This is a genomic window from Asaia astilbis JCM 15831 (assembly GCF_000613845.1).
In the GTDB taxonomy this organism is placed as follows: Bacteria; Pseudomonadota; Alphaproteobacteria; order Acetobacterales; family Acetobacteraceae; genus Asaia; species Asaia astilbis.
On the sequence record NZ_BAJT01000014.1, the window covers coordinates 76,713 to 101,403 of the forward strand.

The 24,691-nt window shown below is 58.5% G+C and carries 20 protein-coding genes, 1 tRNA gene and 4 pseudogenes; 16 read left to right on the forward strand and 9 right to left on the reverse strand.

Features of this window, described 5'->3' with window-relative positions; all coding sequences use genetic code 11:
• Positions 1-20 precede the first annotated feature (20 nt).
• Positions 21-989 (forward strand): L,D-transpeptidase, encoded by a 969-nt coding sequence (locus JCM15831_RS11345; protein WP_232228150.1) that lies wholly within the window; start codon positions 21-23, stop codon positions 987-989.
• Here the strand turns inward: JCM15831_RS11345 and JCM15831_RS11350 are convergent.
• A complete protein-coding gene (locus JCM15831_RS11350) occupies positions 977-2,032 on the reverse strand; it encodes a LysR family transcriptional regulator (protein WP_306301845.1) in 1,056 nt (351 codons plus the stop codon). The genes JCM15831_RS11345 and JCM15831_RS11350 overlap by 13 nt on opposite strands.
• Before the next feature lie 8 nt (positions 2,033-2,040).
• On the opposite strand from JCM15831_RS11350, the gene JCM15831_RS11355 reads away from it, so the two are divergent.
• The 4 genes and pseudogenes from JCM15831_RS11355 (at position 2,041) to JCM15831_RS24200 (ending at position 4,626) form a co-directional block, all read left to right on the forward strand.
• A complete protein-coding gene (locus JCM15831_RS11355; RefSeq protein ID WP_025824360.1) occupies positions 2,041-3,081 on the forward strand; it encodes an aromatic ring-hydroxylating oxygenase subunit alpha in 1,041 nt (346 codons plus the stop codon).
• Between the two features lie 137 nt (positions 3,082-3,218).
• Positions 3,219-3,701 (forward strand): lyase family protein, encoded by a 483-nt coding sequence (locus tag JCM15831_RS24190; protein ID WP_025824361.1) that lies wholly within the window; start codon positions 3,219-3,221, stop codon positions 3,699-3,701.
• Positions 3,702-3,709: 8 nt separating this feature from the next.
• Positions 3,710-4,185, forward strand: a pseudogene (locus JCM15831_RS24195) (lyase family protein); the annotation flags it as partial.
• A 78-nt stretch (positions 4,186-4,263) separates the two neighbouring features.
• Positions 4,264-4,626: a hypothetical protein gene (locus JCM15831_RS24200; RefSeq protein ID WP_232228157.1), complete on the forward strand. Its 363-nt coding sequence runs from the start codon at positions 4,264-4,266 to the stop codon at positions 4,624-4,626.
• A 125-nt stretch (positions 4,627-4,751) separates the two neighbouring features.
• Here JCM15831_RS24200 and JCM15831_RS11375 read toward each other — a convergent pair whose 3' ends face one another.
• Entirely contained in the window at positions 4,752-5,465 is a 714-nt protein-coding gene (locus JCM15831_RS11375; protein WP_051528472.1) for an MgtC/SapB family protein, read from the reverse strand.
• A 124-nt stretch (positions 5,466-5,589) separates the two neighbouring features.
• On the opposite strand from JCM15831_RS11375, the pseudogene JCM15831_RS18570 reads away from it, so the two are divergent.
• Positions 5,590-7,088 (forward strand): annotated as a pseudogene (locus tag JCM15831_RS18570) (replicative DNA helicase).
• Positions 7,089-7,286: 198 nt separating this feature from the next.
• Here the strand turns inward: JCM15831_RS18570 and JCM15831_RS11385 are convergent.
• On the reverse strand, positions 7,287-8,156 hold the full coding sequence (locus JCM15831_RS11385) for an aldo/keto reductase (protein WP_084490673.1): 870 nt from the start codon (positions 8,154-8,156) through the stop codon (positions 7,287-7,289).
• Between the two features lie 195 nt (positions 8,157-8,351).
• Between JCM15831_RS11385 and hisG the strand changes: the two genes are divergently transcribed.
• From hisG to JCM15831_RS11420, 8 genes and pseudogenes are all read left to right on the forward strand, one after another.
• Positions 8,352-9,059, forward strand: a complete 708-nt coding sequence (gene hisG / locus JCM15831_RS11390; RefSeq protein ID WP_025824366.1) for an ATP phosphoribosyltransferase — start codon at positions 8,352-8,354, stop codon at positions 9,057-9,059.
• Positions 9,056-10,362, forward strand: a pseudogene (gene hisD, locus JCM15831_RS18575) (histidinol dehydrogenase). The gene hisG and the pseudogene hisD overlap by 4 nt, the downstream one beginning before the upstream one ends.
• 132 nt (positions 10,363-10,494) lie before the next feature.
• Entirely contained in the window at positions 10,495-10,713 is a 219-nt protein-coding gene (gene infA / locus JCM15831_RS11400) for a translation initiation factor IF-1 (RefSeq protein WP_023979930.1), read from the forward strand.
• 10 nt (positions 10,714-10,723) lie between these two features.
• The gene (locus tag JCM15831_RS11405) at positions 10,724-11,332 is read left to right on the forward strand and encodes a Maf family protein (RefSeq protein WP_025824367.1); all 609 of its coding nucleotides are present in this window, start codon (positions 10,724-10,726) and stop codon (positions 11,330-11,332) included.
• Entirely contained in the window at positions 11,329-11,652 is a 324-nt protein-coding gene (locus tag JCM15831_RS22850; protein WP_232228151.1) for a hypothetical protein, read from the forward strand. Before JCM15831_RS11405 ends, JCM15831_RS22850 begins: the two co-directional genes overlap by 4 nt.
• Before the next feature lie 80 nt (positions 11,653-11,732).
• Entirely contained in the window at positions 11,733-12,404 is a 672-nt protein-coding gene (locus JCM15831_RS22855) for a ribonuclease E/G (RefSeq protein ID WP_232228152.1), read from the forward strand.
• Between the two features lie 10 nt (positions 12,405-12,414).
• Entirely contained in the window at positions 12,415-12,600 is a 186-nt protein-coding gene (locus JCM15831_RS11415; RefSeq protein ID WP_025824368.1) for a DNA gyrase inhibitor YacG, read from the forward strand.
• Between the two features lie 28 nt (positions 12,601-12,628).
• Positions 12,629-12,704: transfer RNA gene (locus JCM15831_RS11420), tRNA-Phe, on the forward strand.
• A gap of 656 nt (positions 12,705-13,360) precedes the next feature.
• On the opposite strand, the gene JCM15831_RS11430 is transcribed toward JCM15831_RS11420, so the two are convergent.
• The 3 genes from JCM15831_RS11430 to JCM15831_RS18585 all read right to left on the reverse strand — a co-directional run bounded on the left by JCM15831_RS11430 (position 13,361) and on the right by JCM15831_RS18585 (position 16,368).
• Complete coding sequence (locus JCM15831_RS11430; RefSeq protein WP_025824370.1) at positions 13,361-14,164, reverse strand: hypothetical protein; 804 nt, start codon at positions 14,162-14,164, stop codon at positions 13,361-13,363.
• Positions 14,165-14,167: 3 nt separating this feature from the next.
• On the reverse strand, positions 14,168-15,091 hold the full coding sequence (locus JCM15831_RS11435) for a glycosyltransferase family 9 protein (RefSeq protein ID WP_025824371.1): 924 nt from the start codon (positions 15,089-15,091) through the stop codon (positions 14,168-14,170).
• 467 nt (positions 15,092-15,558) lie between these two features.
• Positions 15,559-16,368, reverse strand: coding sequence for an AraC family transcriptional regulator (locus JCM15831_RS18585; RefSeq protein ID WP_156938849.1), 810 nt, complete (start codon positions 16,366-16,368; stop codon positions 15,559-15,561).
• A 438-nt stretch (positions 16,369-16,806) separates the two neighbouring features.
• Between JCM15831_RS18585 and JCM15831_RS11450 the strand changes: the two genes are divergently transcribed.
• Complete coding sequence (locus tag JCM15831_RS11450) at positions 16,807-17,535, forward strand: SDR family NAD(P)-dependent oxidoreductase (protein WP_025824373.1); 729 nt, start codon at positions 16,807-16,809, stop codon at positions 17,533-17,535.
• A 65-nt stretch (positions 17,536-17,600) separates the two neighbouring features.
• Here JCM15831_RS11450 and JCM15831_RS11455 read toward each other — a convergent pair whose 3' ends face one another.
• Positions 17,601-19,772, reverse strand: coding sequence for a protein-disulfide reductase DsbD family protein (locus JCM15831_RS11455; protein ID WP_232228153.1), 2,172 nt, complete (start codon positions 19,770-19,772; stop codon positions 17,601-17,603).
• A 1-nt stretch (position 19,773) separates the two neighbouring features.
• Here JCM15831_RS11455 and hrpB point away from each other — a divergent pair.
• Positions 19,774-22,300 (forward strand): annotated as a pseudogene (gene hrpB / locus JCM15831_RS18590) (ATP-dependent helicase HrpB).
• A gap of 69 nt (positions 22,301-22,369) precedes the next feature.
• Here the strand turns inward: hrpB and JCM15831_RS22860 are convergent.
• Both JCM15831_RS22860 and JCM15831_RS22865 read right to left on the reverse strand, forming a co-directional pair.
• Positions 22,370-23,611: a TonB-dependent siderophore receptor gene (locus tag JCM15831_RS22860; protein ID WP_373277643.1), complete on the reverse strand. Its 1,242-nt coding sequence runs from the start codon at positions 23,609-23,611 to the stop codon at positions 22,370-22,372.
• 38 nt (positions 23,612-23,649) lie between these two features.
• Complete coding sequence (locus tag JCM15831_RS22865) at positions 23,650-24,534, reverse strand: TonB-dependent siderophore receptor (protein WP_232228154.1); 885 nt, start codon at positions 24,532-24,534, stop codon at positions 23,650-23,652.
• Between the last annotated feature and the right edge of the window lie 157 nt (positions 24,535-24,691).

Genomic DNA, 24,691 nt, shown 5'->3' on the forward strand with positions numbered 1-24,691 from the left:
TGCAGAACAGAAATCGGGCAATGACGTCAGGCCTACTGACTTCGATGAAGCTGGTCTTTACCGGCATTGTGCTCGGTTGCGCGCTCTCTGCCTGTGCTCAGGCGCAGCCAGCCGAAGCGCCCCCTCTGCCTTCTTCTGCGGCTTCAACTCCTGCCCCGACGACGTCAGACAGCCCGGAATCCGCCCCGGTCGTGATTCCCCCTCTGCCCGTCCTCTCCGAGGCCGATGCACGTCTTGAAGCGCATCATCTCACCTTGCGCATGAAGAAATCCGTCTCACGCTTTACGACCTACACGCCGGAAGTGCGTCAGCGCTTCATCCGTCTCGCGCGTGCAGCCATCTCCAGCACCAATACGCCCATCGATCGGCCCCAGCTTCTGATGGTCGTCGACCGCAACCCGAAAGTGCAGCGTCTTTGCTTCGTGCTGGCCATGCCCGGCAATGCGGAATGGGAAACTGTCGGTGGGACGCCTGTCTCCACGGGTAAGGCCGGACGCAAGCTGTATTACATCACGCCGACAGGTGTGTTCATCAACACGCCGGATCGTCTGGGCTATCGCGCCCTCGGCACCAAAAACGAGAATGGTATTCGCGGCATCGGTGCCAAAGGTATGCGCGTCTGGGACATGGGCTGGCACAAGGCCGTCAAAGGCTGGCGCCCCGACCATGAGACCGGGGATATCCGCCTCGAAATCCATGCGACCGATCCAGATTTTCTCGAGCAACGTCTGGGTCATCCGGCATCGGAAGGCTGCATTCGCATCCCCGCCACGATGAACGTGTTTCTGGACAAAAACGGCCTGCTCGATGTGCAGTACGAACAGGCCGCCAGCTATGACGGTCGCTTCCGCGCCCTGCTGCCCAAAGACCGCACGCCCTCTCCCATTGCAGGCGATGCTCTGGTTGTCGTCGACTCAGCCGAAGCGGTTCAGGCCATCTCATCGGCAAGCGTCGGTCACCAGCCTCTCAGCGAACATCACGAAGGCTGATCGGCATCCGGGTCGCCGTCACGTAAGGGTGGTGACAATCCGGGAAAGGCCGCCTCAAGTGCTTGGGCGACCACGCGTGCAGCCATCGGTAAAGATCGAGCCTGATCGACACAGAAGCTTAGCTCGAAGGGTCTGATCTTGCGGTTGGAAAACGGGACGAAGGCTAGGGACCCGCTTCGCACGTCCTGCACGACATCCACATAGCTCAGGATACTGATCCCGACCCCGTTGCGAATGAGCGATTTGATCATCTCGATATCGTCTGACTCGCATACCGAATTAAGCGCCTGACCTGTCTCGGATACCAGCCACTCAATCTTCTGCGCGAGCGCGAGCGGCGCAGAAGGAGCAATGACATCATACGAAGCGCAGAGACTGAAACGGGCCTCATCCAGCTTCGCCAACGGATGGTCCGGTCGCGTGACCAGCCCAAGGGGGAAGACAGCTCTCGCCCTGACAGAAAGCCGCGCTGTCGCCGAAGGATCGAAGATCAGAGCCAGATCGCCTCGCCCCTCAATCAGGGCTGGCGCTATGTCATGGTTGGTCATCACGCGGACGGAGAGCGAAATACCCGGATGGGTCACGCGCAGGGCAGCGATCACCTCAGGCACCATGCCACGTGCCATCGCTTCAGGGATGAGGAGCGTGACGTGACCGCGCTTCAGCCCCTTCAGATCGTCAATCTGAGCACGACAATCCTGGAACTCACGATGCCACCGCTTTGCCTGTACCAGCAAAACAGCCCCCGATGAGGTCAGTCTGAGGCCCGATGGCAGGCGCTCGAACAGGGATGTCCCGAGAGCCTCCTCGCCCAGAAGGATCTGACGATCGATCGAGGAGGCGGAAATCCCCAATGCGTCGGAAGCCCGCCGGATCGATCCATGCTGCGAGACGGCCATGAAGTAGCGCAGAAAACGCGTAAAGACGGGCAAAAGGGTGCTCTCATTTTTGGAACGGGAAAGACGATATTTCGATATATCATCGAACGCAGCGCTTGTGAGAGGTTTGATACGCCCGTCTTCTTCTCCTGCATTATCCGGCAAGGCGCCTCATGTCCGAAACTCTCGATCGCCCGATTCAACTGCCGCGCCAATGCAGCTTCGATGCCGCTGACTGGGCGATCCTCTCGCGCTTCTGGTATCCGGTCGCGCTCTGTCGCGATATCGGCACTGCCCCCGTTGCCGCAACGCTGCTCGACGAAACGCTGGTCGTGTATCGATCGGGAGACGAGATCGTCATAGCCCAGGACCTCTGCCCTCATCGCGGAGTCCCACTCAGCATGGGATCGGGTGACGGCGAAACCATCGCCTGCGCCTATCATGGTTTCCGTTTCGGAGAGGCCGGTCGCTGCGTGCGTGTCCCGGCCCATCCCAGCTCCGCCATTCCCAACAAGCTTCATCTGAAAACCTATCCAGTAAAGCAGCTCTACGGTCTGGTCTGGACGTGTCTCGCAGGAGACACATCGCAGGATGTGCCTGACATGCCGCACTGGAACGATCCGTCCTATCAGCAGATCACCTGCCCCTGGATCGATATCGCCGGTTTCGCTGGCCGTCAGGTCGAAGGATTTCTGGACGTGGCGCATTTCGCCTTCGTCCATACCGATACCTTTGCCGATCCTGAGAACCCTGTCGTTCCCTCCTACGTGCCCAAACGGACCGAAACCGGGTTCGAGGTCGAATATCGCAGTTCAGTTGGCAACTACCCCATTGGCGTGGACGGGCGTGCACCGGAGGGGTTCGAATGGCTTCGCCATTTCCGCACATCTCTCCCATTCACCGCGACGCTCGAAATCCATTTTCCCGAAGATGGGCGTCTCGTCATCATGAATGCGGCCTCCCCCGTCTCGGCCCGCAAGACACGGATGTTTGCCCCGATCTGTCGCAATTTCGACACCGATATTCCGGTCGAGGCGGTCTATGAGTTCAACCGGCTTGTCTTTGAGGAAGACCGTCTTCTGGTCGAGGCGCAAAAGCCCGAATGCCTGCCTCTGGACCCAACATTCGAAGCCCATATCATGGCCGACCGGAGTTCGATTGCCTATCGCAAGGGATTGCGCGATCTCGGGCTGAGCCGCTTTTTCATCTCCTGAAAATCGGCCCAGCGCCGGGCCGCGCATTGCGTGCATATCTCCCGAGATAAAAGAACATATTCTCTTGGCAACGTGCCGCTTGCATCCGCCTCTTCGGTAGCCTCCTCTGGCGAGAGAGAACGGGAGAAAACCGAATCATGGTGACGTCCAGAACTGAGCACGATCTTCTTGGCACGCGTGAGGTCCCGACAGAGGCCTATTACGGCATCCATACCCTGCGCGCCGTGGAGAATTTTCCAATCACGGGACGCAAGATCAGCGCCTATCCCGAACTCATCAATGCGCTTGCCGCAATCAAGCAGGCCGCCGCGCTGAGCAACCGGGATCTGGGGCTCCTCGATGCCACCAAAGCGCAAGCCATCGTCGCTGCCTGCGAGGATGTGCGAAGTGGCAAGCTGCACGAGCAGTTCGTGGTGGATGTCATTCAGGGCGGGGCAGGCACCTCGACCAACATGAACGCCAACGAGGTCATCGCCAATCGGGCGCTGGAACATCTGGGCCGTCAGAGAGGCGAGTATAGCGCTCTGCACCCCATCGATCACGTCAATATGGGCCAGAGCACCAATGACGTGTATCCAACCGCCCTGCGCATCGCGACCATCCATGCGTCAATCATCTGACCGACGCCATGGCTGTGCTGCGCGCGGCCTTTACCGCCAAGGCCGTCGAATTTCATGACATCCTGAAAATGGGTCGTACCCAGTTGCAGGACGCCGTCCCCATGACGCTGGGGCAGGAATTTCAGACTTATGCCGTCATGCTCGATGAGGACCAGAAACGCCTCAACGAGGCGATCCTTTTGATCAAGGAAGTCAACCTAGCGGCACCGCCATCGGTACGCGCATTGCAAGCCATCCGGATTTTGCAAACACGATCTGCACGCATCTCAACCAGATCACAAACCTTCAACTCCTGACTGCCAGCGACCTCATCGAAGCGACACAGGATTGCGGGGCTTTTGTTCAGGTTTCCGGGGTTCTCAAACGCTTTGCCGTCAAACTCTCGAAGATCTGCAATGACCTTCGCCTGCTCTCTTCAGGCCCCCGTGCAGGACTGAACGAAATCAACCTCCCTCCGATGCAATCGGGCTCGTCCATCATGCCGGGCAAGATCAACCCGGTCATTCCTGAGGTCGTCAATCAGGTGGCGTTCGAGGTGATCGGCAACGACCTGACCGTCACGATGGCTGCTGAAGGAGGGCAGCTCCAGCTCAACGCCTTCGAGCCGATTATTGCCCATAGCCTGTTCAAGAGCCTGACCCATCTCCATGCGGCATGCCTCACCCTTGAATCGCGCTGCATTCGCGGCATCACGGCCAACAAGGCCCAGCTCGAAGCGATTGTGGCGAACTCGATCGGTATCGTGACCGTGCTCAATCCCTTTATCGGCTACGAGACTGCTACCGCCGTCGCTCTGGAAGCTCATCGTTCCGGTCGTGGCGTGATCGAAATCGTCCGCGAACGCCAGCTCGTACCCGAAGAGACACTGGAAAAAATCCTTAGCCCCGAAGGGCTGTGTCATCTTCACAAAGCCGAGCCTGTCTGAAGAGAGGGAATTTCAGCGTTCCACCCCAGTTTTCCGCAGCGCCGTTGCCCTTTGACTTCTTATACCGAGGGCAACACCTGCCCCCCTTAAAAAAAGAACTGGGCAGCCACCTGCTCAGGCTCGGTCTAGTCGAATGACTCATCGGGTTTCCCGCTCCAGGCAGCCTGAACACCGGGAACACGCATTAGAGCTGTGATGACTTCATCCGGTGTTTTCTTGCCGCGCACATGGATTGTGAGAAAGAGGTTTTCGGTGTGACGCTCCTGAGAAACATGGCCGAGTATGAAATCAAGCCTCGTCAGGGCATCGCCGACTCCGTCGACAAAATCACCATTGGCATCACCACGCACGCTCACCTTAAATCCGTGGCGTGAGGCACGCGGCAGACGCCTTAGCCAGACCGGGGTGAGGAACATGATGATGAGGTAGCCGACAGCCGTCAGAAGCGCTACGGTCGCCATGCCTGCACCGCACGCCATACCGATTGCTGCCGTAAGCCAGACCGAGGCCGCCGTCGTGAGACCACGCACGGTATCACGACGCATGAAAATGACCCCACCGCCGATAAAGCCGAGACCAGACACGATCTGGGCAGCCACACGCGACGGATCGACCACAACGCGTCCCGGCGACAGGACATCATCGAAACCGTATTTCGAGATAAGCATAAACAGCGCGGCCGAGACACCAACGAGCGTATACGTGCGAAAGCCCGCAGCTTTTTGTCTGTACTCCCGTTCGAGTCCGACCAGAGCGGACAGGAAGAAAGCGAGGCCCAACTCCTTGAGCTGGAGCAGCCCCTCACCTGGAATATGCGCAAACAGCCCCATCGCCTGCATGATACCCTCTCCTTAATACTGCCCCTTCTCAGGGAAGCAGGGAGTATTGCTCACCCGCCACGCATGCGACAGTCTCTCGGCTTGCTCGAATCGGCTGCGCCCATGATAGAGGGACGCTGTGACTATGACCGATGCATCCAAACAATCCGTGGCCGATGATGGCCTGACTGCGCTCTTGCGCCGCTCGCCTCCGGCCAACCCGGAAGCCGAGCGCGCTCTGCTGGGCGCCCTCCTGACCAATAACAAGGCGTATGAACGCGTCTCCGATTTTCTCGTCGCAGCGCATTTTGCCGATCCGCTGCATGGGCGGATTTTCGAAGCCATTGCGCGCCGTATCGACCGCGGAATGCTAGCGGACCCCATCACCATGCGGGCGGAGTTCGAGCATTCCGGTCTGCTGGATGAGGTAGGCGGCCCGCAATATCTGGGCCAGCTGCTGATGGCGATGGTGGGTATCGTCAATGCGGGCGATTACGGGCGCGCCATTCACGACGCCTGGATACGTCGCAGCTCATCGATATCGGCGAGAACGTCGTCAATAACGCCTATGGTGCTCGCGCCGATCTTGAAGGCGGCGACCAGATCGCTGCCGCCGAAGAAACGCTCTTCAAGCTGGCAACCGACAAGGGACAGGATGGCGGGTTCGTCACCTTCGAACGCGCCCTGACCGGGGCGCTTCAGGTTGCCGAGCAAGCTTTTCAGCGCACAGGCGATGTCAGCGGTCTGACATCAGGCCTGCGCGACTTCGACAAGAAGACCGGTGGCCTTCACCCTTCGGATCTGCTGATCCTGGCCGGGCGGCCTGCCATGGGCAAAACGGCCCTTGCAACGAAAGTCGCCTTCTCTGCAGCACAGGCGCTGTTGCGCGAGGCCGAGGATAAAGGGACGAAACCGCGCGGCGCCGTCGCGATCTTCTCGCTCGAAATGTCGGCCGAGCAGCTGGCTACCCGTATTCTGTCCGAGCAATCGGAAGTCTCCGGCGAGAAGATCCGTCGTGGCGACATTGGCCAGCGCGAGTTTGATCGCTTTGTCCGCGTCTCGCGCGAATTGTCGGAACTGCCTCTGCATATCGACGACACTCCGGCCATTTCCCTTTCCGCCATGCGAACGCGCTGCCGCCGTCTTGCCCGTACAAAGGGCCTCAGCCTGGTCGTCGTCGATTATCTTCAGCTCATGCGCCCTGCGATCGGCACAAAACCCGAAAGCCGTGTGCTCGAAATCTCGATGATCACGCAGGGGCTCAAGGCCATCGCCAAGGAACTGGCCGTGCCCGTCATTGCGCTCTCCCAGCTCTCCCGTCAGGTGGAGTCGCGCGAAGACAAGCGCCCGATGCTCTCGGATTTGCGTGAATCAGGCTCGATTGAGCAGGACGCCGACGCCGTGATGTTCGTCTATCGCGACGAATATTACTTGCAGCAGCGCATGCCGAAAGACAGCGCCTATGAGAGCATGGATAAATACCAGGTCGCCATGGAAGAATGGCAGCGCAAGATGGCGCTCGTGCATAACAAGGCAGAGCTCATCCTCGAAAAGCAGCGTCATGGACCCACAGGCACCATTCCGCTCTATTTCGAAGGCGAATTCACCCGCTTTGGCGATCTGGATATGGTCCACGACGTCTGAAGCGAAAAGGCAAACTAGAGAGCGCTTTTCCCGCCGGGAGAGCGAAAATACATCGTCTCAACGAGACGTTCGCTCTCCACTGAGATTGCAGTCGGGCACGGCGACAATCCCGGATTTATCTTCCGATGCCAGACGGAAATACTCTCGGGGCAGAAACCTAAGGGTCTTGAGGGCGCGCTTACCGCGCCCTGCTCCCCCTCAGAATTCGGCCGTGTCGGGATCGGGTCCGGTACGGCCATCGGCACGGTCGAGCGTAGCAATCCGCTGCATGTCATCTTCATCGAGGCGGAAATCGAAAACGTCGAGATTTTCATCGAGCCGCTTCGGATTAGCCGATTTCGGAATCACGATATTGCCGAGTTCAAGATGCCAGCGAAGTGTCACCTGACCGGGTGTCTTGCCGTGCTTCTTGGCGATGCTCGTCACGATCTCACCATCAAGCCCTGCACCGCGTCCGAGCGGGCTCCAGGCTTCAGTGCGGATATCCAGTGACTCGTTGAACGCCCGCAATTCTTTCTGCTGGAACGACGGATGCAACTCGATCTGGTTGAGTACCGGCTTGACCCCGGTCTCCTCGATCAGCTGCGTCAGATGTGCGGGCTGAAAATTGCACACGCCGATGGACCGGATCCGGCCCTCGTTCTTGAGCTCGATCAGCGCTTTCCAGCTCTCGGCGGTCAAGCCCGTTTTCGGCATGGGCCAGTGAATCAGATAGAGGTCCACAACGTCACGTCGCAGTTTACGGGCACTTTCATCGAAAGCGCGCATTGCCTTATCGTATCCCAAATCGGCAGCCCATAGCTTGGTCACGGCATACAGATCGGGGAAATCCTGCAAAGCATCACCGACGCCGCTCTCATTGCCATAGAACGAGGCCGTGTCGACCATCTTATAACCGGCTTTGGCCGCGTAACGCACGATCTCCGCCGTCTCGTCTGCGGGCGTCTTGTAAACGCCAAGACCGAATTGCGGGATCTGGGTTCCGTCGTTGAGCTGCAGAGACACTTGCTGCCCATCAGCGCTTGATGTGGTGGAGGCCTGATGGGGGGTAACGTTACTGCTAGACATGGGGTGCTCCTTACAAACGCATCCAGACTGAAAGCCTTTCAATCTAGCGGACTGCCCCCTGTCGGGTTGCACAGCGACCATGAAATCCATTCACCAATCCGTGAACCACAGGATGGTCGCGATATTCCCAGCCACAAAAACTCTTCGTTGCTCGAGGTTCTTGGACGAACGAGTTTGTGTTAGGAACGAGTTGTCATGAATGCTGCACCCGATACCCTGCCCCAGCCTATCTCCGAGACCTCGGATGCGCCTCTCATTCTGGCGTTGCCCAAAGGTCGTATCCTGAAAGCGCTTGGCCCTGTGCTGGAGCGTACTGGTCTGTTCGACGATGGCAGCGCTATCGGTGAAGGCACGCGCAGCCTGCGCTTCCCAACGCTTGACCCGAATGTAGACGTCGTGCGCGTGCGCTCGTTCGACGTGGCGACCTTCGTGGCGCATGGCGGCGCCCAGATCGGGGTTTGCGGTGCCGACGTGCTGATGGAATTCGATTATCCCGATATCTATGCCCCGCTCGATCTGGGCATTGGCGGGTGCCGTATCTCGATCGCGCGCCCTGTCGGGTCCGGCCAGCATGACACGACGGCAGCCAGCTCGCATCTACGCGTCGCGACCAAATATCCGACGATTACCCGGCGACACTTTGCGGCCAAGGGCGTCAATGCCGAGATCGTGCATCTGCATGGCGCCATGGAGCTTGCCCCAACGCTGGACATGGCGAGCATCATTGTCGATCTGGTCGATACCGGCTCGACACTCAAGGCAAATGGTCTGCGCGAAACCGATGTGATCGCCCATGTGACCAGCCGTCTTATCGTCAACCGCGTTGCCCTGAAGACCCGTCCCGATGCCATTCGGGCCCTGATCGAGCGCTTTCGCAACGCCCTTCAGGAGAACGCGGCATGAAATGGCTTCAGACTGACAACGCCGATTTCGAATCCCGCCTCGAAAGCCTGCTCGCTGACCGCAGCGCGGTCGAGACCGGCGTCAGCGCCCCGGTGCGGGACATCATCGCTGCGATCCGTTCCGAGAAGGATACGGCGCTTTGCGAGTTCACGTCGCGCTTCGATCGCCTTCCTCTGACGCCCGAGACGATCCGCATTTCTGCAGACGAGATCAATCGCGAGGCGGACAAGGTCGATGCCGAGTTGATGGAGGCACTCACGCTCGCCGCCACGCGCATCGAGTCTTTCCACCGCGCACAGCTCCCGTCCGATCTCTCCTACACCGATGACGCCGGGCTCACGCTTGGCATGCGCTGGACAGCGCTCGACGCTGTTGGGCTTTATGTGCCGGGCGGTAAGGCGGCCTATCCCTCCTCTGTGTTGATGAACGCCCTGCCAGCCCGCGTTGCGGGTGTCGAGCGTATCGCCATGTGCGTGCCCTGCCCCGATGGCGTTCTCAATCCGCTGGTTCTGGCAGCAGCCCGTATCTGCGGCGTCAGCGAGATCTATCGTGTCGGCGGCGCGCAAGCCGTGGCCGCCCTCGCCTATGGCACACCGAGCATTCCGCCCGTTGATCGCATTGTCGGGCCGGGCAACGCCTATGTGGCCGAAGCCAAGCGCCAGGTCTTTGGCCATGTCGGAATTGACTCGATTGCCGGCCCCTCAGAAGTCCTGATCGTTGCCGATAACCGCAACAACCCGCGTTTCGTCGCCCTCGACCTGCTTGCGCAGGCTGAACATGACGAACTGGCTCAGGCCGTGCTGATCACTGACGACGCCAGCTTTGCCAAAAGCGTGGTTGACGCTGTCGAAAACGAGTTACTGACCTGCCTCGCGCCGCAATTGCCGGCAAATCCTGGGCCGATCACGGTGCCGTCGTCATCGTGCGCGACTGGGCCGAGGCGGCCGAGATCGCCAACCGCTTCGCGTCGGAACATCTCGAAGTGATGCTCGACGATCCGGAAGGGTTTGCGACGCAGATCCGTCACGCTGGCGCCATGTTCCTCGGACGCAACTGCCCCGAAGCCGTCGGCGACTATGTGGGCGGACCCAACCATGTTCTGCCTACCAGCCGCACGGCGCGCTTTGCTTCGGGTCTTTCGGTTTTCGACTTTCTCAAGCGGACCACGTCCATCGCGGCAGATGCCAACGGCTTGCGCGCTGTCGGGCCTGCCGGCGTCGCCCTTGCCCGTGCCGAAGGATTGGGGGCCCATGCGCTGAGCCTTTCTGCCCGACTCGACGCGCTGGGGTGGAATCACGGTTGATCGAGCCCTTTTCACAGGCACAAATCACCAAGAAACTTGACTGAACGCGTTACAGCCAGCACATACGCGACAGAATTTTCCTGCCCGGGCTGACCTGGCCCGTTCTCAGTTTCAATCGCGACAAGGACCCCAATGTCAAAAGAAGACATGATCGAATTCAGCGGCACCGTTACAGAGCTGCTTCCCAATGCCATGTTTCGGGTAACTCTCGACAACGAACACACCATTCTTGCTCACACCAGCGGCAAGATGCGCAAGAACCGTATTCGTGTTCTGGCTGGCGACCGCGTCAATGTTGAAATGACGCCGTACGACCTGTCGAAGGGCCGAATTACCTTCCGCTTCAAGTAAGAGCATCTCCGTGACGGACGGCATACGGCCGGAACTGGTCCTCGCTTCGGCATCGCCCCGGCGGGTCGATCTTCTCCGCCAGATTGGTCTCGTCCCGGATCGCATCGAAGCCGCCGATCTGGACGAGTCACCACGCCAGAACGAAACGCCACGCGCCTGTGTCGCGCGTCTGGCCCGCATGAAGGCCGAAGCAATCGCGGAGCGCTGCTCGGCTCCCGCCCTCGTCCTGGGAGCCGACACGATCGTTGCCGTTGGGCGACGCATCCTGTCTAAGGCAGAAGACCGCGATACCGCTGAACGCTGTCTGCGCCTTCTCTCAGGGCGGCGCCATACGGTGCTGACCGCTCTTTGTGTGACCCCGAGTGCCGCCTGGACTGAGGGCCGTCGCGTCGAGCGTCTGGTCGAGACCGACGTCACCTTCTCTCGCCTGACCGACGGCCAGATTGCAGCTTTGCTCGACCAAGGCGACTGGCAGGGCAAGGCGGGCGGCTATGCGCTTCAGGGCGCCGCCGCGTCGGTCATCCGCTATGTGGGAGGCAGTCCGTCCGGCGTGATCGGCCTGCCGCTGTTTGAGACAGCGCAGATGCTGCGCGGCCAGCCCTTTCGCTTTCTGGCATGAGAGAGTGCCGCATCGCCTGGTCACCGGGTGAGGCACGCATTGCCGTTTGCGACGATGATGAGCTGATTGATTTCGCTCTCTGGCGCCCGGGAATGCCCGATGGTTATGGCGACACCCATCTCGTCCGGGTCCAGAAAGCCGCTCCCGCCATGGGCGGAGCCTTTGTCACCCTCGCCGATCAGAGTAGCGGCTTCCTGACCGGCACACATCAGGAAGGCACACTTGTCTCTGCACGCGTGACGCGCAGCGCCCAGAACGGCAAAGGCTGCGTCTCAAACCGCTTTCCGGCGATCTGCCAGAAGGCGATGCCCCAAGACTGATCTCCCGCGGTCCGTCACCGCTTGAAGAGATCGCAGCGCGCTATCCCGAACTTCCGCTGTGTTGCGACGCCCCGGCGTTCATGGCGCTCATTCCCTCCTCGTTGAGGTCACGTGTCGAGCGTGTCAGCATGGCCTTCGACGCCGTGCTGGAAGAAAGCTGTGAGGAACTCGCGACCCCTCTGGCAACGCTTCCAAACGGATTACGCGCCACCTTCACCCCGACCCCGGCCCTGACAGCCATCGATCTCGACGATCCAGCTCCGGATCAACGCCGCCAGATGGATGGCTTCACAGCCAATCGCAACGGATTTGTCGCTCTGGCTCGTGAGATCCGTCTGCGGAATCTCAGCGGCGCCATTCTGATCGACCCGGCTGGCGTGCCGCTTCGCAAACGCCCGGCACTGGGCAGCTTTCTAGCGGACGCTTTGGCAGGTGATCCGATGCAGCCAAAAATGCTCGGCGCAACAGCGCTCGGCCTGCTCGAAGTCGTACGTACGAGGGGACGTGCGCCCTTGCACGAAATCCTTTCAAACCCGGGAGGACGCGGGCTCGCTGCCCTGAGACAGATCCTGCGAGACAAAAGCGATAAACGCGCAGGCGGCACCCCAATGCTCCGCGCCTCAATGAGCGTTGTGCGGGCACTGGAAAGCGATCAGGATACGATCACACAGTTCGCGCTCGAATGGGGCGCGCCCCTGACCCTGACAATGATGCCCGATTATCCCGATGCCTATTGGAGCTTTACCCCATGAGCGTCACAGCATGAGCTTCTGCCCGATCTGCAAGCGCCCGACAGAGACGTCGTTTCGCCCCTTTTGCAGCAAACGCTGCGCAGACGTCGACCTTGGGCGCTGGTTTAACGAGAGCTATAGCGTTCCCGTAAGCGACGAAGACGATGAGGAAAAAATCGTCTTTCCCCCGCTTGATCCCCGTGGCCGCTTGGAGTAAACCCCCTCTCACACCGCATGGTGCCGGTGCCCAAGTAGCTCAGTTGGTAGAGCATGCGACTGAAAATCGCAGTGTCACTGGTTCGATCCCGGTCTTGGGCACCACTTATCTCCCTGAAAATCCGATATTGAACAACTTTCTTGTAGATTTTGGCTTTTGCCCGAAGTCGAGATAGTGGTCCGGGCTTGGCTGACCTCTGACTGCGACGAGCCGAAATCACTCCCTTCACAGCATGACCTTTCAAACCCATCGAAACAATGGACGTGACAGACTGCCCACAGCGTCAGCCGGGAAACAAGTACGTCTTCTCCGTTTCAACTCTCGATCTTTTACCGACCTCCAGCTTTTGGCTCTGTCTTCTCAGACCAAATGTCTTGAAGTCGAGGCACGCGGACAAAAGAGCTATGCGATCTACCAGGTCAGGAATAGGCAACAATGTGATCGGCTCTGCCACCTGAGCATGGACATCAGGCTGAACAGGGTATGCGAGCTGACTTGCCGTCTCCCTGGTAAACCATCGCCACCGATAAAGTCGCAGCCACATAGTCGGGAGAATCGTGATCTAAGCCCGCCGCGACAATCAGGGAGACGTCTCCACTCTGAAACCTTACCGGTGGTCAGGTTTCAGAGTGGAGATGCCCCAACGCCTGTGCCCATATACAGATGTCCTGTGGATTTGTGTCCTGAAACCAGAGAACCTTTCGGCTGAGTACTTCCTGTGCTTGATACCGGGCGCAGAATGCCTGCACGACTATCTTCCTCACGCGAAGAGAGATGAGAGCAGGAAGTCAGCATCAGAAGCAAAACGAGACAGAGAACGACGCGCATTTTCTTGCCTTGTTCTTTTGCAAAGAGACGGTATCCAGAAGATCTTTGCACAGAAAGGACAATCGTCGAGATCCAGGAAGTCAGGTAAAAGCGCTTTTGGACAGAGGCGAGTCCGGCTCAGAGTAATTTGGTTTGTTTTCGCCTCCACAGATGCCTCTACCTCGCTCTGGGACTGATCAGGAACGTTTGCGCAGAACGATCTCAACCGAGCATTCGGAGTGTGCGGAGAGGGATTGATCGCCTCTCTCGCGAGGGGCTGATAGGTGTGATCGATTTTCTCGATTTTGATGACCTCAACCTGCCAGTCGAGAAGTAAAAGCATCTTCAAAATACCAACTGATCGCGAAGACCAGCTCTTTGTCTTCGCAATCGTGAAGCTCCATTTGTGATCCGGGCTGTAGCTGGAGGGGAACTGCCCCTGCTCATACATATCTTCGTCCCAGAGAATTCCGACGAAATGCCCACCTGGTGCCAAGCGATCGATGTAACCCTTCAGGCCCTCGAAGGGGTTGGGCATTTTCTCCAGCGAGTGGCACGCAAAGATAAATTCTGCCTGTCGCTCCTTTTCCTCACCAAACTCGGCCTCTGGTGCAATCTGCATCAAGGGAAAAGTATCCTGAAAATCCTTGAGGCTGACGCGTGCAGGATTGGTTTCGTACCCCCGTCCCCGAAAGTATCGGCCGGAAAAACGTGAGTCGTGCACATATCGCTTTACTGCTTTTTCGACCTCGAACATGCGTCAAACTCCTCTTTCGATCTGCCACCATGCATCTCGCATCCTGAGGTTTTCGATCGTGTCTACATGGGCCCATGTATCTGAGCAGATCGTCCGGACCTGGTTCAGCACTTGTTCTGAAGTCACAGCATTCTGGTTGACGCAGGCAAAATCGCCACGCTCGCAGTTGTGCAGGTTCCACATGGTCCGAAAACATCCGATGCAGGAAAGGTCTGGCTCAAGCAACGCTATGTCATGTCCGAGACGGCCATTACGGTAAGGCATGCGGTAAGCACCTCGTGCCATCGTATAAACGGAGATCATCGGCGTTTGTGTTGTACCCGCGATATGAGAAATCCCAGTATCAGCGCTGATAAAGCACGCGCTTTGGCCGATGAGATAGGCGATCTGATGGATATTCAACGCGGAGTGGTAGTCAACCAACCCGGGAATGTCAGGAAAGCGATGATCGCCTCCTGCCCCGATCAGAACCGGAGTTAATCCCAACGCGAGAATGCCTTCAATGACCTCCAGCCAGAATTCACGCGACAGCGAACGGCTCTTCGTGTTGACCCCAGCGTGAAAGCAGACAAAGCGCTTCATATCGGCGGGTTGTGAGAGCTCAAACGCTTCCTGATGAAGCGTCATCTCCTTGGCTGGCCAGTTGCAATCAGCGAAGACCTCCATCATGAACGCATCCACCGCATGCATGGTCGGTCGACGCTCATACGCAAGTTCCAGGCTGATATCTCGAGTATAGCCTCCTTCGGGTGGCTCTACATTGACACCGTTTATGAACGGGTTGTTACGGAACACGCCCGCGTGCAATGTGCGAACATGAATAATCGCATCTTTGCCAAGCACAAATCTCAGCCGTCTGACAACTGGTGTGGTCATGATGACGTCGCCTAGAGCACCCATTCGTTGAATAAGAATTTTTTCGGCCATGTCCACTCCGGCAATCACTTCACACCGTTTTTGTAATTCAGGTCTTTATCACCGCTTGACGGTGCTGTCACATTAAGCGGAGCCAGGTGTATGTCCTGAGTATTCATTGATCTCCGGTGAGCGGTCTGATCGCACTATTCTACCGCTCCCAATCCAGACGCGACGAATGCTCCAGGACAGAACCCGGGAAACTTATGTGTTGAGGAGCGAAGAAAGCTCACGAGGAGACGGGTGCAAAGCCTGCATTGTGTGGTCTGTGGGCATACAGGGGGGAAGGTGTTATTTTCGGCTCACAGAACGCAGAAGCTCCCATGCCAAAGACCAGTTCCCCGCACAGGTTCTAAACCCACACATCCTCATTAAGTTCACGATAGCGTTGCAAGCCGATCGTGTGGATGCGTTTGATATCCTGATGAGGCGGCAAGCCAAAGATCACTTTGTATTCACGAGTAAACTGGGAAGGGCTTTCATAGCCTACGGCGAAGCCGCATCGGCAGCCAGGAGATCGTCACTGAGCATGAGACGTCTTGCTCCTGCAAGCGAAGACGCTTGCGATATTGCAGAGGTGAAAGGCCCGTGATCGCTCGAAAACGGCGATAAAAGGTCGATTGCCCCATTCCGGCAAGCTCCGGCAAAGACGCGGCTTCTACATCGTCCATGAAATTTGCGCGCAGAAAAGCCAGTGTCCGGTTGATACGCGATGTATCGCTTCTCTGATCTGCGATCTCGTGCAGTACATGACGCTGCTCCCCCTGAAGCGCGCAATAAATGATTTCGCGCTTCAGCATAGGCGCGAGGAAGTCACGGTCACGCTCATTATCAAGCGTACGAAGCATACGGTACAGAACATCGAGTAAATCTGCCGTAACAGGACTGAGACCGAGACTAGTGCGACCCAGTGTTCTCGCCCCCGGACGAGCCCTGGTCTCGGCTATGATCCGGGCTATTTCTTCGGGATTGAAAGTAATGCAGGCGGCCAAATAGGGCTTTTCAGGGGTCGCATGGGTAATCCGACCGGAAAGCGGGAGATCAAGCGTCGCGATCAGATAGTGATTCTGATCATAGTGGAAGCAACTCTTGTGGATTTTGACCGTTTTGGCGCCTTGTATGATGATATAAAAGCGCGGCTCGTAGATAACAAGAAGCGGATCCGTCGTCGTCTCGGACTGGTAAAGTGTCAGGTAGTCGATAGCAGTCTTGGTACTCTTGTGCGGACAATGCCGGCTCACGAGCATTTGTAGTTCGCCGAGTAACGACGGCTGGTCTTGGGTTTTCATACTCTGAGCTACGCGCGTCGAGAAAATAAGGCAAGTTTTTCGGAATTCTGAGATATCGCTCAGTTTTTCCGCCAGAGCAGGGTGCGCCCGTCCAAAAAGCACGAATTTACATCGGGTGAAGAGCGCGTCATGCAAAAGAATAAGATGAGGCTGGCGATAGAACCTGCCCCCCGAGCCTCCTGCAAACAGGAAAGTCAGCTTCTGTATCGCGTTTGGCGTGAGCAGATTGACGAGCTCGAACGGCGCCAGATCAATCTCTCAGTCGCTCACAAGCGGCTCATGTTCAGAGATCTTTTTCGCAGTTTCAGATTGCTGGATCGATCATGCAGGCTGCTTCTGTCATAAATCGGTTCCGGGCCTTCCTTCTTACTGGAAAACCGTAAGTAATTTGCATTTGAACAATGTATTTTCAGTATTTTAATACAGGAAAATGAAATATTGACCGTTAAGATTGCTCTCGTCACTGGTGCCAGTCGTGGCATTGGTGCCGGAATCGCTTGTCAGCTTGCGAGCGACGGCTATGACGTTGCGTTCTCATATCTTCGTGATCCGTCTGGTGCTCAGGAGACGATCAAACAGATCGAAGCTTTCGGATGTCGCGCGCTGGCAATTCAGGCTGATGGCAGCACCATCGAGGGAAACGAAAAAATCATTGAAGAGACGATGCGTGTCTTTCGTCGTCTCGACGTTCTGGTGTGCAATGCAGGATCTACGAAGGGAACGATCGACGAGATTACCCCTGAAATCGTTGAAGCCGGTTTGAATCTCAATGTGCGCGGCCCGATGATTGAGACAGCAGCCGCCGTTAGATATATGGAGGAGGGCGGTCGGATTATTCTCATGGGATCCGCGTTCGGCGGCCGCACGCCCTTGCCAGGTCTGTCCCTTTATTCCAGCACCAAAGCCGCCTTACGCGGATTTGCCAAGGGTGTTGCACGTGATCTGAGTGATCGGGGTATAACCATCAATGTGGTAGAGCCCGGGCCGATCAATACTGCGATGAACCCCTCAGATACTGACGCGGCAAAGGTTCTTGCAGGCTTCGTTGCGACCGGCGCCTACGGCAAGATTTCAGATGTTGTAAACGTGGTTTCTTTTCTAGCGAATGAACGCTCCAGCTTCATCACGGGTTCTGCGCTCGTGGTCGATGGCGGATTACTTGCCTGACAGTTCAGCAATCGTTCTCGCCTCCCGTTTCAGAGGCGAGACTGGAAATCTCAATCGGCAAAGCATTACCTGATCGCTTCAAGCACTCCTGAAACAGTCAGGATCTGCGGCAAAACGACGCCCTCCTTATGAGGCGGATAGTAGACATAAAGCGGGACGCCATCGCGTTGATGCTCACGGAGGTAAGCGCTGATGGACTCATCACGGTTCGTCCAATCGCCCTTCATGTAAGTGATGCCCTGCGTCTTGAACGCTTTCTGTACGGATGCAGCCTGCAGTGCAGCACGTTCATTGACCATGCAGGTGATGCACCATGCTGCCGTCATATCGATAAACACAGGCTTGCCCTGATCTCGCAGGGATGCAAGCCGCTCAGGCGAATAGGCAACGCTTCCTGTCCCTGCTTTGGCCTCAACGGGCGCTGGCGCTGAAACGCCATTATCGATCCGCGACAGACTGATCCCCGCAAGCACCAAAACCAGCAGAGCGAAAACGCGCCCGATGATTACACCCAGAGTCGGCCCCTTGAGGATGGCCTGACGCTGCGTCGTTCCCAGTAGCCATGCCACCAGTCCAAGACCGACAGCCCCGCCTAAGCCAACAGGCAGGATCATCGCACCACGCTGAACGCAGGCGACCCAGAAAAGCCAGACAGATGTGCCTAGCAGGGGGAACGCCAGAGCCTGTTTGAGAACAGCCATCCACGCACCGGGTTTCGGCATGTGGCGTGCAAGGAAAGGTATGGTCGCGATCGCGACATAAGGCGAAGCAAGACCGAAGCCCATCGCCAGAAACAGCGCCAGCCCTGCCCAGGCTGGGCCACTCAACGCCGCTGCAATGGCAGCCCCCATGAATGGCGCCGTGCAGGGCGTGGCCACGATCACGGCCAGCAAGCCTGTCAGCATGTCGCCCCAGACGCCATGACGTGGGGTGATATCCTGCCCGAGACGCCCGAGCGTTACTTCGAAAACACCCAGAAGATTGAGCGCCATCATGATCAAAAGCCAGGCCACGCCGATCACGAAAATCGGTGACTGAAACTGGAAACCCCATCCTGCTGCCGAACCGACATGACGCAGCACGATCATGGCAATACCCAGCACCGCAAAGCTGCCCATCACGCCGATCGTGTAAGCAACTGCACTTTTGATCTGCTCGGAACGCTGGCTTCCCCCTAAGCGCGCGAGCGAAAAGGCTTTCATGGCCAGAACAGGGAAGACACAGGGCATCAGATTGAGAATCAGCCCACCCAGAAAAGCGAAGATCAGCAGGCGCCACAAGGACAGCGGTACCGATGAGGACGGCGCATGCTGCGCCGCTGGAGCACCGGCTGGCGCGGTGGCCTGATCGGTCCTGATCCACAGCGACGTCTGCTGGCCTGCACGATCCTGCAGGACCACGACACCTGAGAGCTTGGTCGGCTTATGAGCTGCGTCGACCCATGCCAGCTTCAAGGTGACCTGTTCTTCGGAGACAGTCAGCTTCTGCGATGCGACCTGATCGATCAACCCAGCCTCTGAAGGCATGAACCAGGCCCGACTGACCGTTTTCTCCGAAAGACCCTGCCCACTCAAACTCAGCAGACCTTCTGGCGAGATGGATGCAGCAAAAGGCGAGTCCACAGGGGTTGCCTGAGCGGCATGTTCGAAAAGTGGTGCCTCGGCAGAGCTGTTCGGCGCCCCAGAGCCGGAAGGTAATGTCAGCGTGAAGTCACCCTGCTCGGGCACGCAGGTCGCTGCGCAGACCAGCCATTCTGCGTGGGCCTTGAGTACGACAGTACCAGCCTGTCCGTTGAGAGTGAGAGACTGGGGAAGCAGCACATCACCGGTATAGGCATAGGACATCAGCCCGCCTTCACTGATGCGCACCGGGGTCGGATAGACAATCGCCCCGCCCTGACCCGTCATGGCGCCGCTGGCCTGCGTCTTCAGCGTTGGAGGCTCACCGGCGTCTCCGGCATTGAGCCAATACGTGTGCCACCCCGGCTTGAGCTGCAGCCGCAGACCGACATGCAGGGTGCTACTAGGCGCGATGCTATCGCGATCCGTGACCAGCGTCGCTGTATCATGCGTCGAGACCACTGGCGCGCTCTCGGCAGCCAAGGCTGCAGGTGCGGACGGAACAGCGAAAAAGGCCGACAGGGGAAGAACGAGAAAAAACAGCTTACGCAGCATCAGACCGATCGCATCAAGGGAAGAGAATTGCCGACCGCCCTGCGGACGCGCCATAGAGGTCATTATGACCGGTCCCACATTGCCCGCCAATCTCATTTCGCTTCCTGCTCTTCCTGTCTCAGCGGCTTTGCCCGAATTGCAGGCCGTCCTGGCTGCAGGTCGCAACGCCGTTCTGGTGGCGCCTCCCGGCGCAGGCAAGACGACATTGGTGCCGCTTCATCTTTTACAAGCCCCCTGGCGTGAAGACGGGCGACTTCTGGTGGTGGAACCGAGGCGTGTAGCGGTGCGCGGCGCGGCCCATCGCATGGCGTCGCTGCTCGGTGAAGAAACGGGACAGACCGTCGGCTATCGCACACGCACCGATTCAGCCGTCAGCAGCGCCACTCGGATTGAAGTCGTGACCGAGGGTCTTCTGTTGCGTCGCCTGCTGACCGACCCGCTCCTCGACGGGGTCGCTGCAATTTTATTCGACGAAGTGCATGAGCGCTCGCTCGACCTCGACACGGCACTGGCTTTCGCGCTCGACCTGCAACGCACATTGCGGCCTGAACTGCGTCTGGTCGCCATGTCCGCCACAACCGATGGCCGCGCGTTTACCAGCCTGCTCGACGGAACCCTCGTCGAAAGCGAAGGGCGAGCCTTCCCCCTCGATATCCGTCACGCCAAGCGTGATCTCGCAGCGATACGCGAATTGCCTGACGCCATGGCGCGCAGCATTCGCGGTCTCATGGCAGAGGAAGAAGGCGATCTTCTGGCCTTTTTACCGGGTGTAGCCGAAATCAGACGGTGCGCAACGGCCCTTGCCGGCCTAGATGCCGTGGTGCTGCCACTTTACGGCGAACTCGACACGCGCGAGCAGGATCTTGCACTCAAACCCGCCGATAAACGCAAGGTCGTGCTCGCCACCTCGATCGCCGAGACCTCGCTGACTGTTCCCGGGGTTCGGCTTGTGGTCGATGGCGGGTTCAGGCGCGAACCGCGTCTTGATGTCGGCTCCGGCCTCTCGAGGCTTGAGACCCTTCGTATCTCTCGCGCCACGGCGACACAGCGCGCGGGACGTGCAGGGCGTGAGGCACCGGGTATCGCCCTTCGTCTCTGGACAGAAGCCACCGGGCGGACCCTGATCCAGCACGATCTGCCCGAAATTCTGAGCAGCGATCTGGCCGGACATTGCCTCGATACCGCCTCGTGGCACGAGGTGATGGGTACAGCGCCTGGGGCTCTGCCCTTGCTCGACCCAGCTCCGTCGGGCGCAAGACAAGCCGCCATCGCGCTTTTGCAGACCCTTGGTGGACTGGACAAGACCAGCAAGATAACGCCTCTCGGGACGGCCATGGCCCGTCTCGGGGCACAGCCGCGTCTGGCCGCCATGATGTGCGCCGCCCGGACGCCGGTCGAAAAAGCGACTGCTGCGTCGCTTGCCGCCTTGCTGGAAGAACGTGACCCCCTCCGTCCCAGACCCATACCGGGACAGCGCGCCTCCGCTGCCCCTGCCGATATCCAGTCACGCCTCGCCCTGATCGACGGCGCCGAACATCATCCGAGCGCCGATCGGGCAAGCCTTGCGCGCATTCGCCAGTCCAGTCAGCGTTATCAGAAACGCCTCGGTCTCCCGAAACGCCTGCCCCCGGACCCGAACGCCGCTGCTGCCCTACTCGCCGCCGGATTTCCTGATCGCGTTGCCATGGCAGCAGGCGAGACAGGGCGCTATCGTCTCTCCGGCGGTGGCTCGGCGAGATTGAGCGCCATCGATCCTCTGGCGCGCGAAACACTTCTGGTTGCCCCCGCGCTGCATACCCGCACCGCCACCGAAATCTGTCTGGCTGCCCCGCTCGACCTCAACGCCCTTCCCCCAAGCCTGATGGCCCGAACAGAAGAACAGGTCGAGACAGCACTCGACCTGCAACAGGGGGAGTCATCGCACGCAGGAGGCTGCGCCTTGGCGGTCTGGTGCTGCGAGATCGCTCGACACTGGCTGACCCTGAAGAAATTCAGGCGCTTCTGCTGGCCCGTATTCGTGCCGATCTCTCCGGTAGCCTGAACTGGAGCGAGGCGTGCCTGCAATTCCGTGCCCGCCTTGAACTGGCCCGCCAGCATCTTGATGAGACACTCCCTGCAGCAGACGATGAGACGCTTGCCGCCACGCTTGAGGAATGGCTCCTGCCTTATATCGATGGCATGACCAAGCTTTCTCAGGTGCAGGGGCTCGATCTGCTCTCGCTGCTCCGTCAGCGCCTCGATTATGCCCAGCTCAAACGTCTCGATCAGGAACTGCCCACAACTCTGAGCCTGCCCGGTGCCTCACCCGCAATCGATTATCGCGAACCCAACCCGACGATCTCGGCCAGAGCCCAAGCCTATTACGGATTGAAGGAAACGCCGCGCATTGCCCAAGGCAAGGTGAAGCTGCAATTTGCCCTGCTGTCTCCAGCCGGCGCCCACAGGCGATCACCGCCGATATCGCCGCCTTCTGGCAGACGGGCTGGCCCGACATGCGCCGCGATATGCGCGGTCGCTACCCGCGCCATGACTGGCCTGAAAACCCGGCTCTTGCGAGCCCGCCGCCACCGAGACGCCGCCCAGGCACCTGACGCGCTCGCCTTCTGCGACCCGGCAGGCGTCCATCACCTTGCCTGAGATCTGGAGCTTTGTTCGGCGCCTTACCAGCGCTGCGACAATGTCACGAAAACAGCTCGGCCTGGCGCCCAGGCACAGGCCACTTCACGGGTGCACATCGCCACGTATTTCCGGTTGGCGATATTGGTCCCATTGAACTGGATGCGCGTGCGTCCCCGATCGATGTGAGCCTGCAAATCCCAGACCAGCTGCGATGGAACCGAGAAGGTCAGCGGCAGTGACCCGGCCGTATTGCCCGTATAGCGCACCCCTGCACCGAGACCCGCCTGCCACAGAAATGAGAAAGCCACGTCACGTTTGAGGAAAAGCGATGCCATATGCGACGGAATGGCGACGGGACGCTGCCCGACCTGAGCCGCCACGGTCGATCGCGTGACGCGAGGGTCCTGATAGGTAAAGCTCGCCATGAAATCGATCTTGTAAGGCAGGCGGCCGACGCCCTCGAACTCGAACCCGCGCGTTCTTTGCTGCCCGGTCTGCACACTGAACGACGTGTTCACCTGATCGGCTGTCAGCACATTGTTTTGCACCAGATTAAAGACATCTGCTGTCAGCATGAAATTATCGATGCCGCGCAGTGACTTGACCGGCTTGTACTTCACCCCAACTTCGATCTGCTTGCCTGTGGTCGGCACAAAAGCAGAGCCAGAAAAAGTCGTCCCGACTTGCGGCTGGAACGATGTCGCGTAGGAGACATAAGGATTCAGCCCGATGACGGACTGGTACACCAGTCCGACACGCCCGGTGAACGCATTATTATTCTGGGGCGTCCGCGCCCCGTTGAGATTATTGACGGTCATGCTCTCCGTAAAATCGCCACGGCCGGAAAGCGTGAGATACCAACGCTGCCAGTTCGCCTGCTCCTGGGCGTAGATGCCCGTATCGGTCTCGGTCTCGTTATTGCTGGTGGTCGCAGCATAGCCGGGCCAGGTAATGGCACGATAAACCGGTGCATAGAGATTGAGCGCCGGCGCAGCACGCTGTCCTCGGCGATTGGCGAGAAAATCGCTCCGAAAATCGACGCCTGTCAGAATTTCATGATGGATCGCGCCGGTATGGAACAGGACAGCCGAACGGGTGTCGAGCGTGACGTTGTTATAATTGCCCTGCTGATTGAGGGCCGTGCGGTTGATCGATTTCTGATCGGCAGAAAGCGATGCGGTCGTGACGAAACGATAGAGCAGGTCGAGATGCGCGTAACGCATGTTCTGCGTTACCGTCCAGTTGGGCAGAATGTGACGCACGACATTATAACCCACAGCCACCTGACGCTTTGAATAGACGTCATAATCTGCGTCACTGCTCAGGAAATTGCGCGCGATTTGTCCCCATTTCGAAGGCAGAACCGTCCCGCGGCAGGCAGAAACTGTGCCGTCGATCCGGCATCGAGCTGCTCGTAGCTGGTCAATAGCGTTGCGACAGTTTTGTCATCGGGACGCCAGCTTAGGGATGGAGCGACATAGATCTCATTGTTTTTGATATTTTTCGCATAGGTGTCCGATTTGCGGATCAGCCCATTGAAACGCCAGAGCACTGTCTTGCTGCTATTCAGAGCACCGCCGACATCGACGGCTCCCTGTACGCGTCCATAGGAGCCGGTCTGAAAGTCGACTTCATTGACCTGATTGAGATGAGGCCGCTTGCTCACGGCATTGATGATACCGCCCAGCTGCCCAGAGCCGTACAGTGCCGAAGAGGCTCCGCGCAGGACGTCCATTTCCTCCAGACCCCAGGGCTCGATGCTGAAACTCTGCGAGGTGCTGGCATCGGGCGCACGCGTACCATCGATGTAAATATCAGGCGTGAAACCACGGATCGTCCCGAAATACCCACGAGGATCGTCTTTGGACCCATAATCGGAGACGCCGGCAGCGTAGCGCACAGCTTCCGACACGCTGCGCGCGTTGAGCACACTCATACGCTCCTGCGTGATGACAGAAATATTCTGAGGCGTCAGTTCAAGCGGGGTCGATGTCTTGGTCGCGCTGCTGGCCGTAGCGGGCAAAAACCCCCCACGCTTGGCCGAAACGCGAATCATCTCCTGTAACGCTTTTTTCCCCTCTCTCGCCTGTTTCTCCCCCTTGGCCGGTTTGTCCTCTGCTGCGTAGACGGAGCCGATCAGCGCACCGGATAGAGGAAGCGAACAGAGCGCAGACAGACACAGGGCAGCACGAGAAGGGGCAGGCATGGAGATTCCGAAACGATACGATGAATAGCCGTTACAAATGAGAACGTTTCTCATTTGCACTGCGGACCGATACGGAATGCGCATCCCGGCTGTCAATCGATCACGCTCCTTGGCAGAGCGCTCAATCACAAAGCTGTGTGAATTATGTCACGCTCTT

What these genes read in the sequence shown, in the direction of transcription:
- JCM15831_RS11345 (WP_232228150.1), top strand. Translation starts at nt 21, where the DNA reads ATGACGTCAGGCCTACTGACTTCGATGAAGCTGGTCTTTACCGGCATT.
- JCM15831_RS11355 (WP_025824360.1), top strand. Translation starts at nt 2,041, where the DNA reads ATGTCCGAAACTCTCGATCGCCCGATTCAACTGCCGCGCCAATGCAGC.
- JCM15831_RS24190 (WP_025824361.1), top strand. Translation starts at nt 3,219, where the DNA reads ATGGTGACGTCCAGAACTGAGCACGATCTTCTTGGCACGCGTGAGGTC.
- JCM15831_RS24200 (WP_232228157.1), top strand. Translation starts at nt 4,264, where the DNA reads ATGGCTGCTGAAGGAGGGCAGCTCCAGCTCAACGCCTTCGAGCCGATT.
- JCM15831_RS11375 (WP_051528472.1), bottom strand. Translation starts at nt 5,465, where the DNA reads ATGCAGGCGATGGGGCTGTTTGCGCATATTCCAGGTGAGGGGCTGCTC.
- JCM15831_RS11385 (WP_084490673.1), bottom strand. Translation starts at nt 8,156, where the DNA reads ATGTCTAGCAGTAACGTTACCCCCCATCAGGCCTCCACCACATCAAGC.
- hisG (WP_025824366.1), top strand. Translation starts at nt 8,352, where the DNA reads ATGAATGCTGCACCCGATACCCTGCCCCAGCCTATCTCCGAGACCTCG.
- infA (WP_023979930.1), top strand. Translation starts at nt 10,495, where the DNA reads ATGTCAAAAGAAGACATGATCGAATTCAGCGGCACCGTTACAGAGCTG.
- JCM15831_RS22850 (WP_232228151.1), top strand. Translation starts at nt 11,329, where the DNA reads ATGAGAGAGTGCCGCATCGCCTGGTCACCGGGTGAGGCACGCATTGCC.
- JCM15831_RS22855 (WP_232228152.1), top strand. Translation starts at nt 11,733, where the DNA reads ATGGCGCTCATTCCCTCCTCGTTGAGGTCACGTGTCGAGCGTGTCAGC.
- JCM15831_RS11415 (WP_025824368.1), top strand. Translation starts at nt 12,415, where the DNA reads ATGAGCTTCTGCCCGATCTGCAAGCGCCCGACAGAGACGTCGTTTCGC.
- JCM15831_RS11430 (WP_025824370.1), bottom strand. Translation starts at nt 14,164, where the DNA reads ATGTTCGAGGTCGAAAAAGCAGTAAAGCGATATGTGCACGACTCACGT.
- JCM15831_RS11435 (WP_025824371.1), bottom strand. Translation starts at nt 15,091, where the DNA reads ATGGCCGAAAAAATTCTTATTCAACGAATGGGTGCTCTAGGCGACGTC.
- JCM15831_RS18585 (WP_156938849.1), bottom strand. Translation starts at nt 16,368, where the DNA reads ATGAAAACCCAAGACCAGCCGTCGTTACTCGGCGAACTACAAATGCTC.
- JCM15831_RS11455 (WP_232228153.1), bottom strand. Translation starts at nt 19,772, where the DNA reads ATGACCTCTATGGCGCGTCCGCAGGGCGGTCGGCAATTCTCTTCCCTT.
- JCM15831_RS22865 (WP_232228154.1), bottom strand. Translation starts at nt 24,534, where the DNA reads ATGCCTGCCCCTTCTCGTGCTGCCCTGTGTCTGTCTGCGCTCTGTTCG.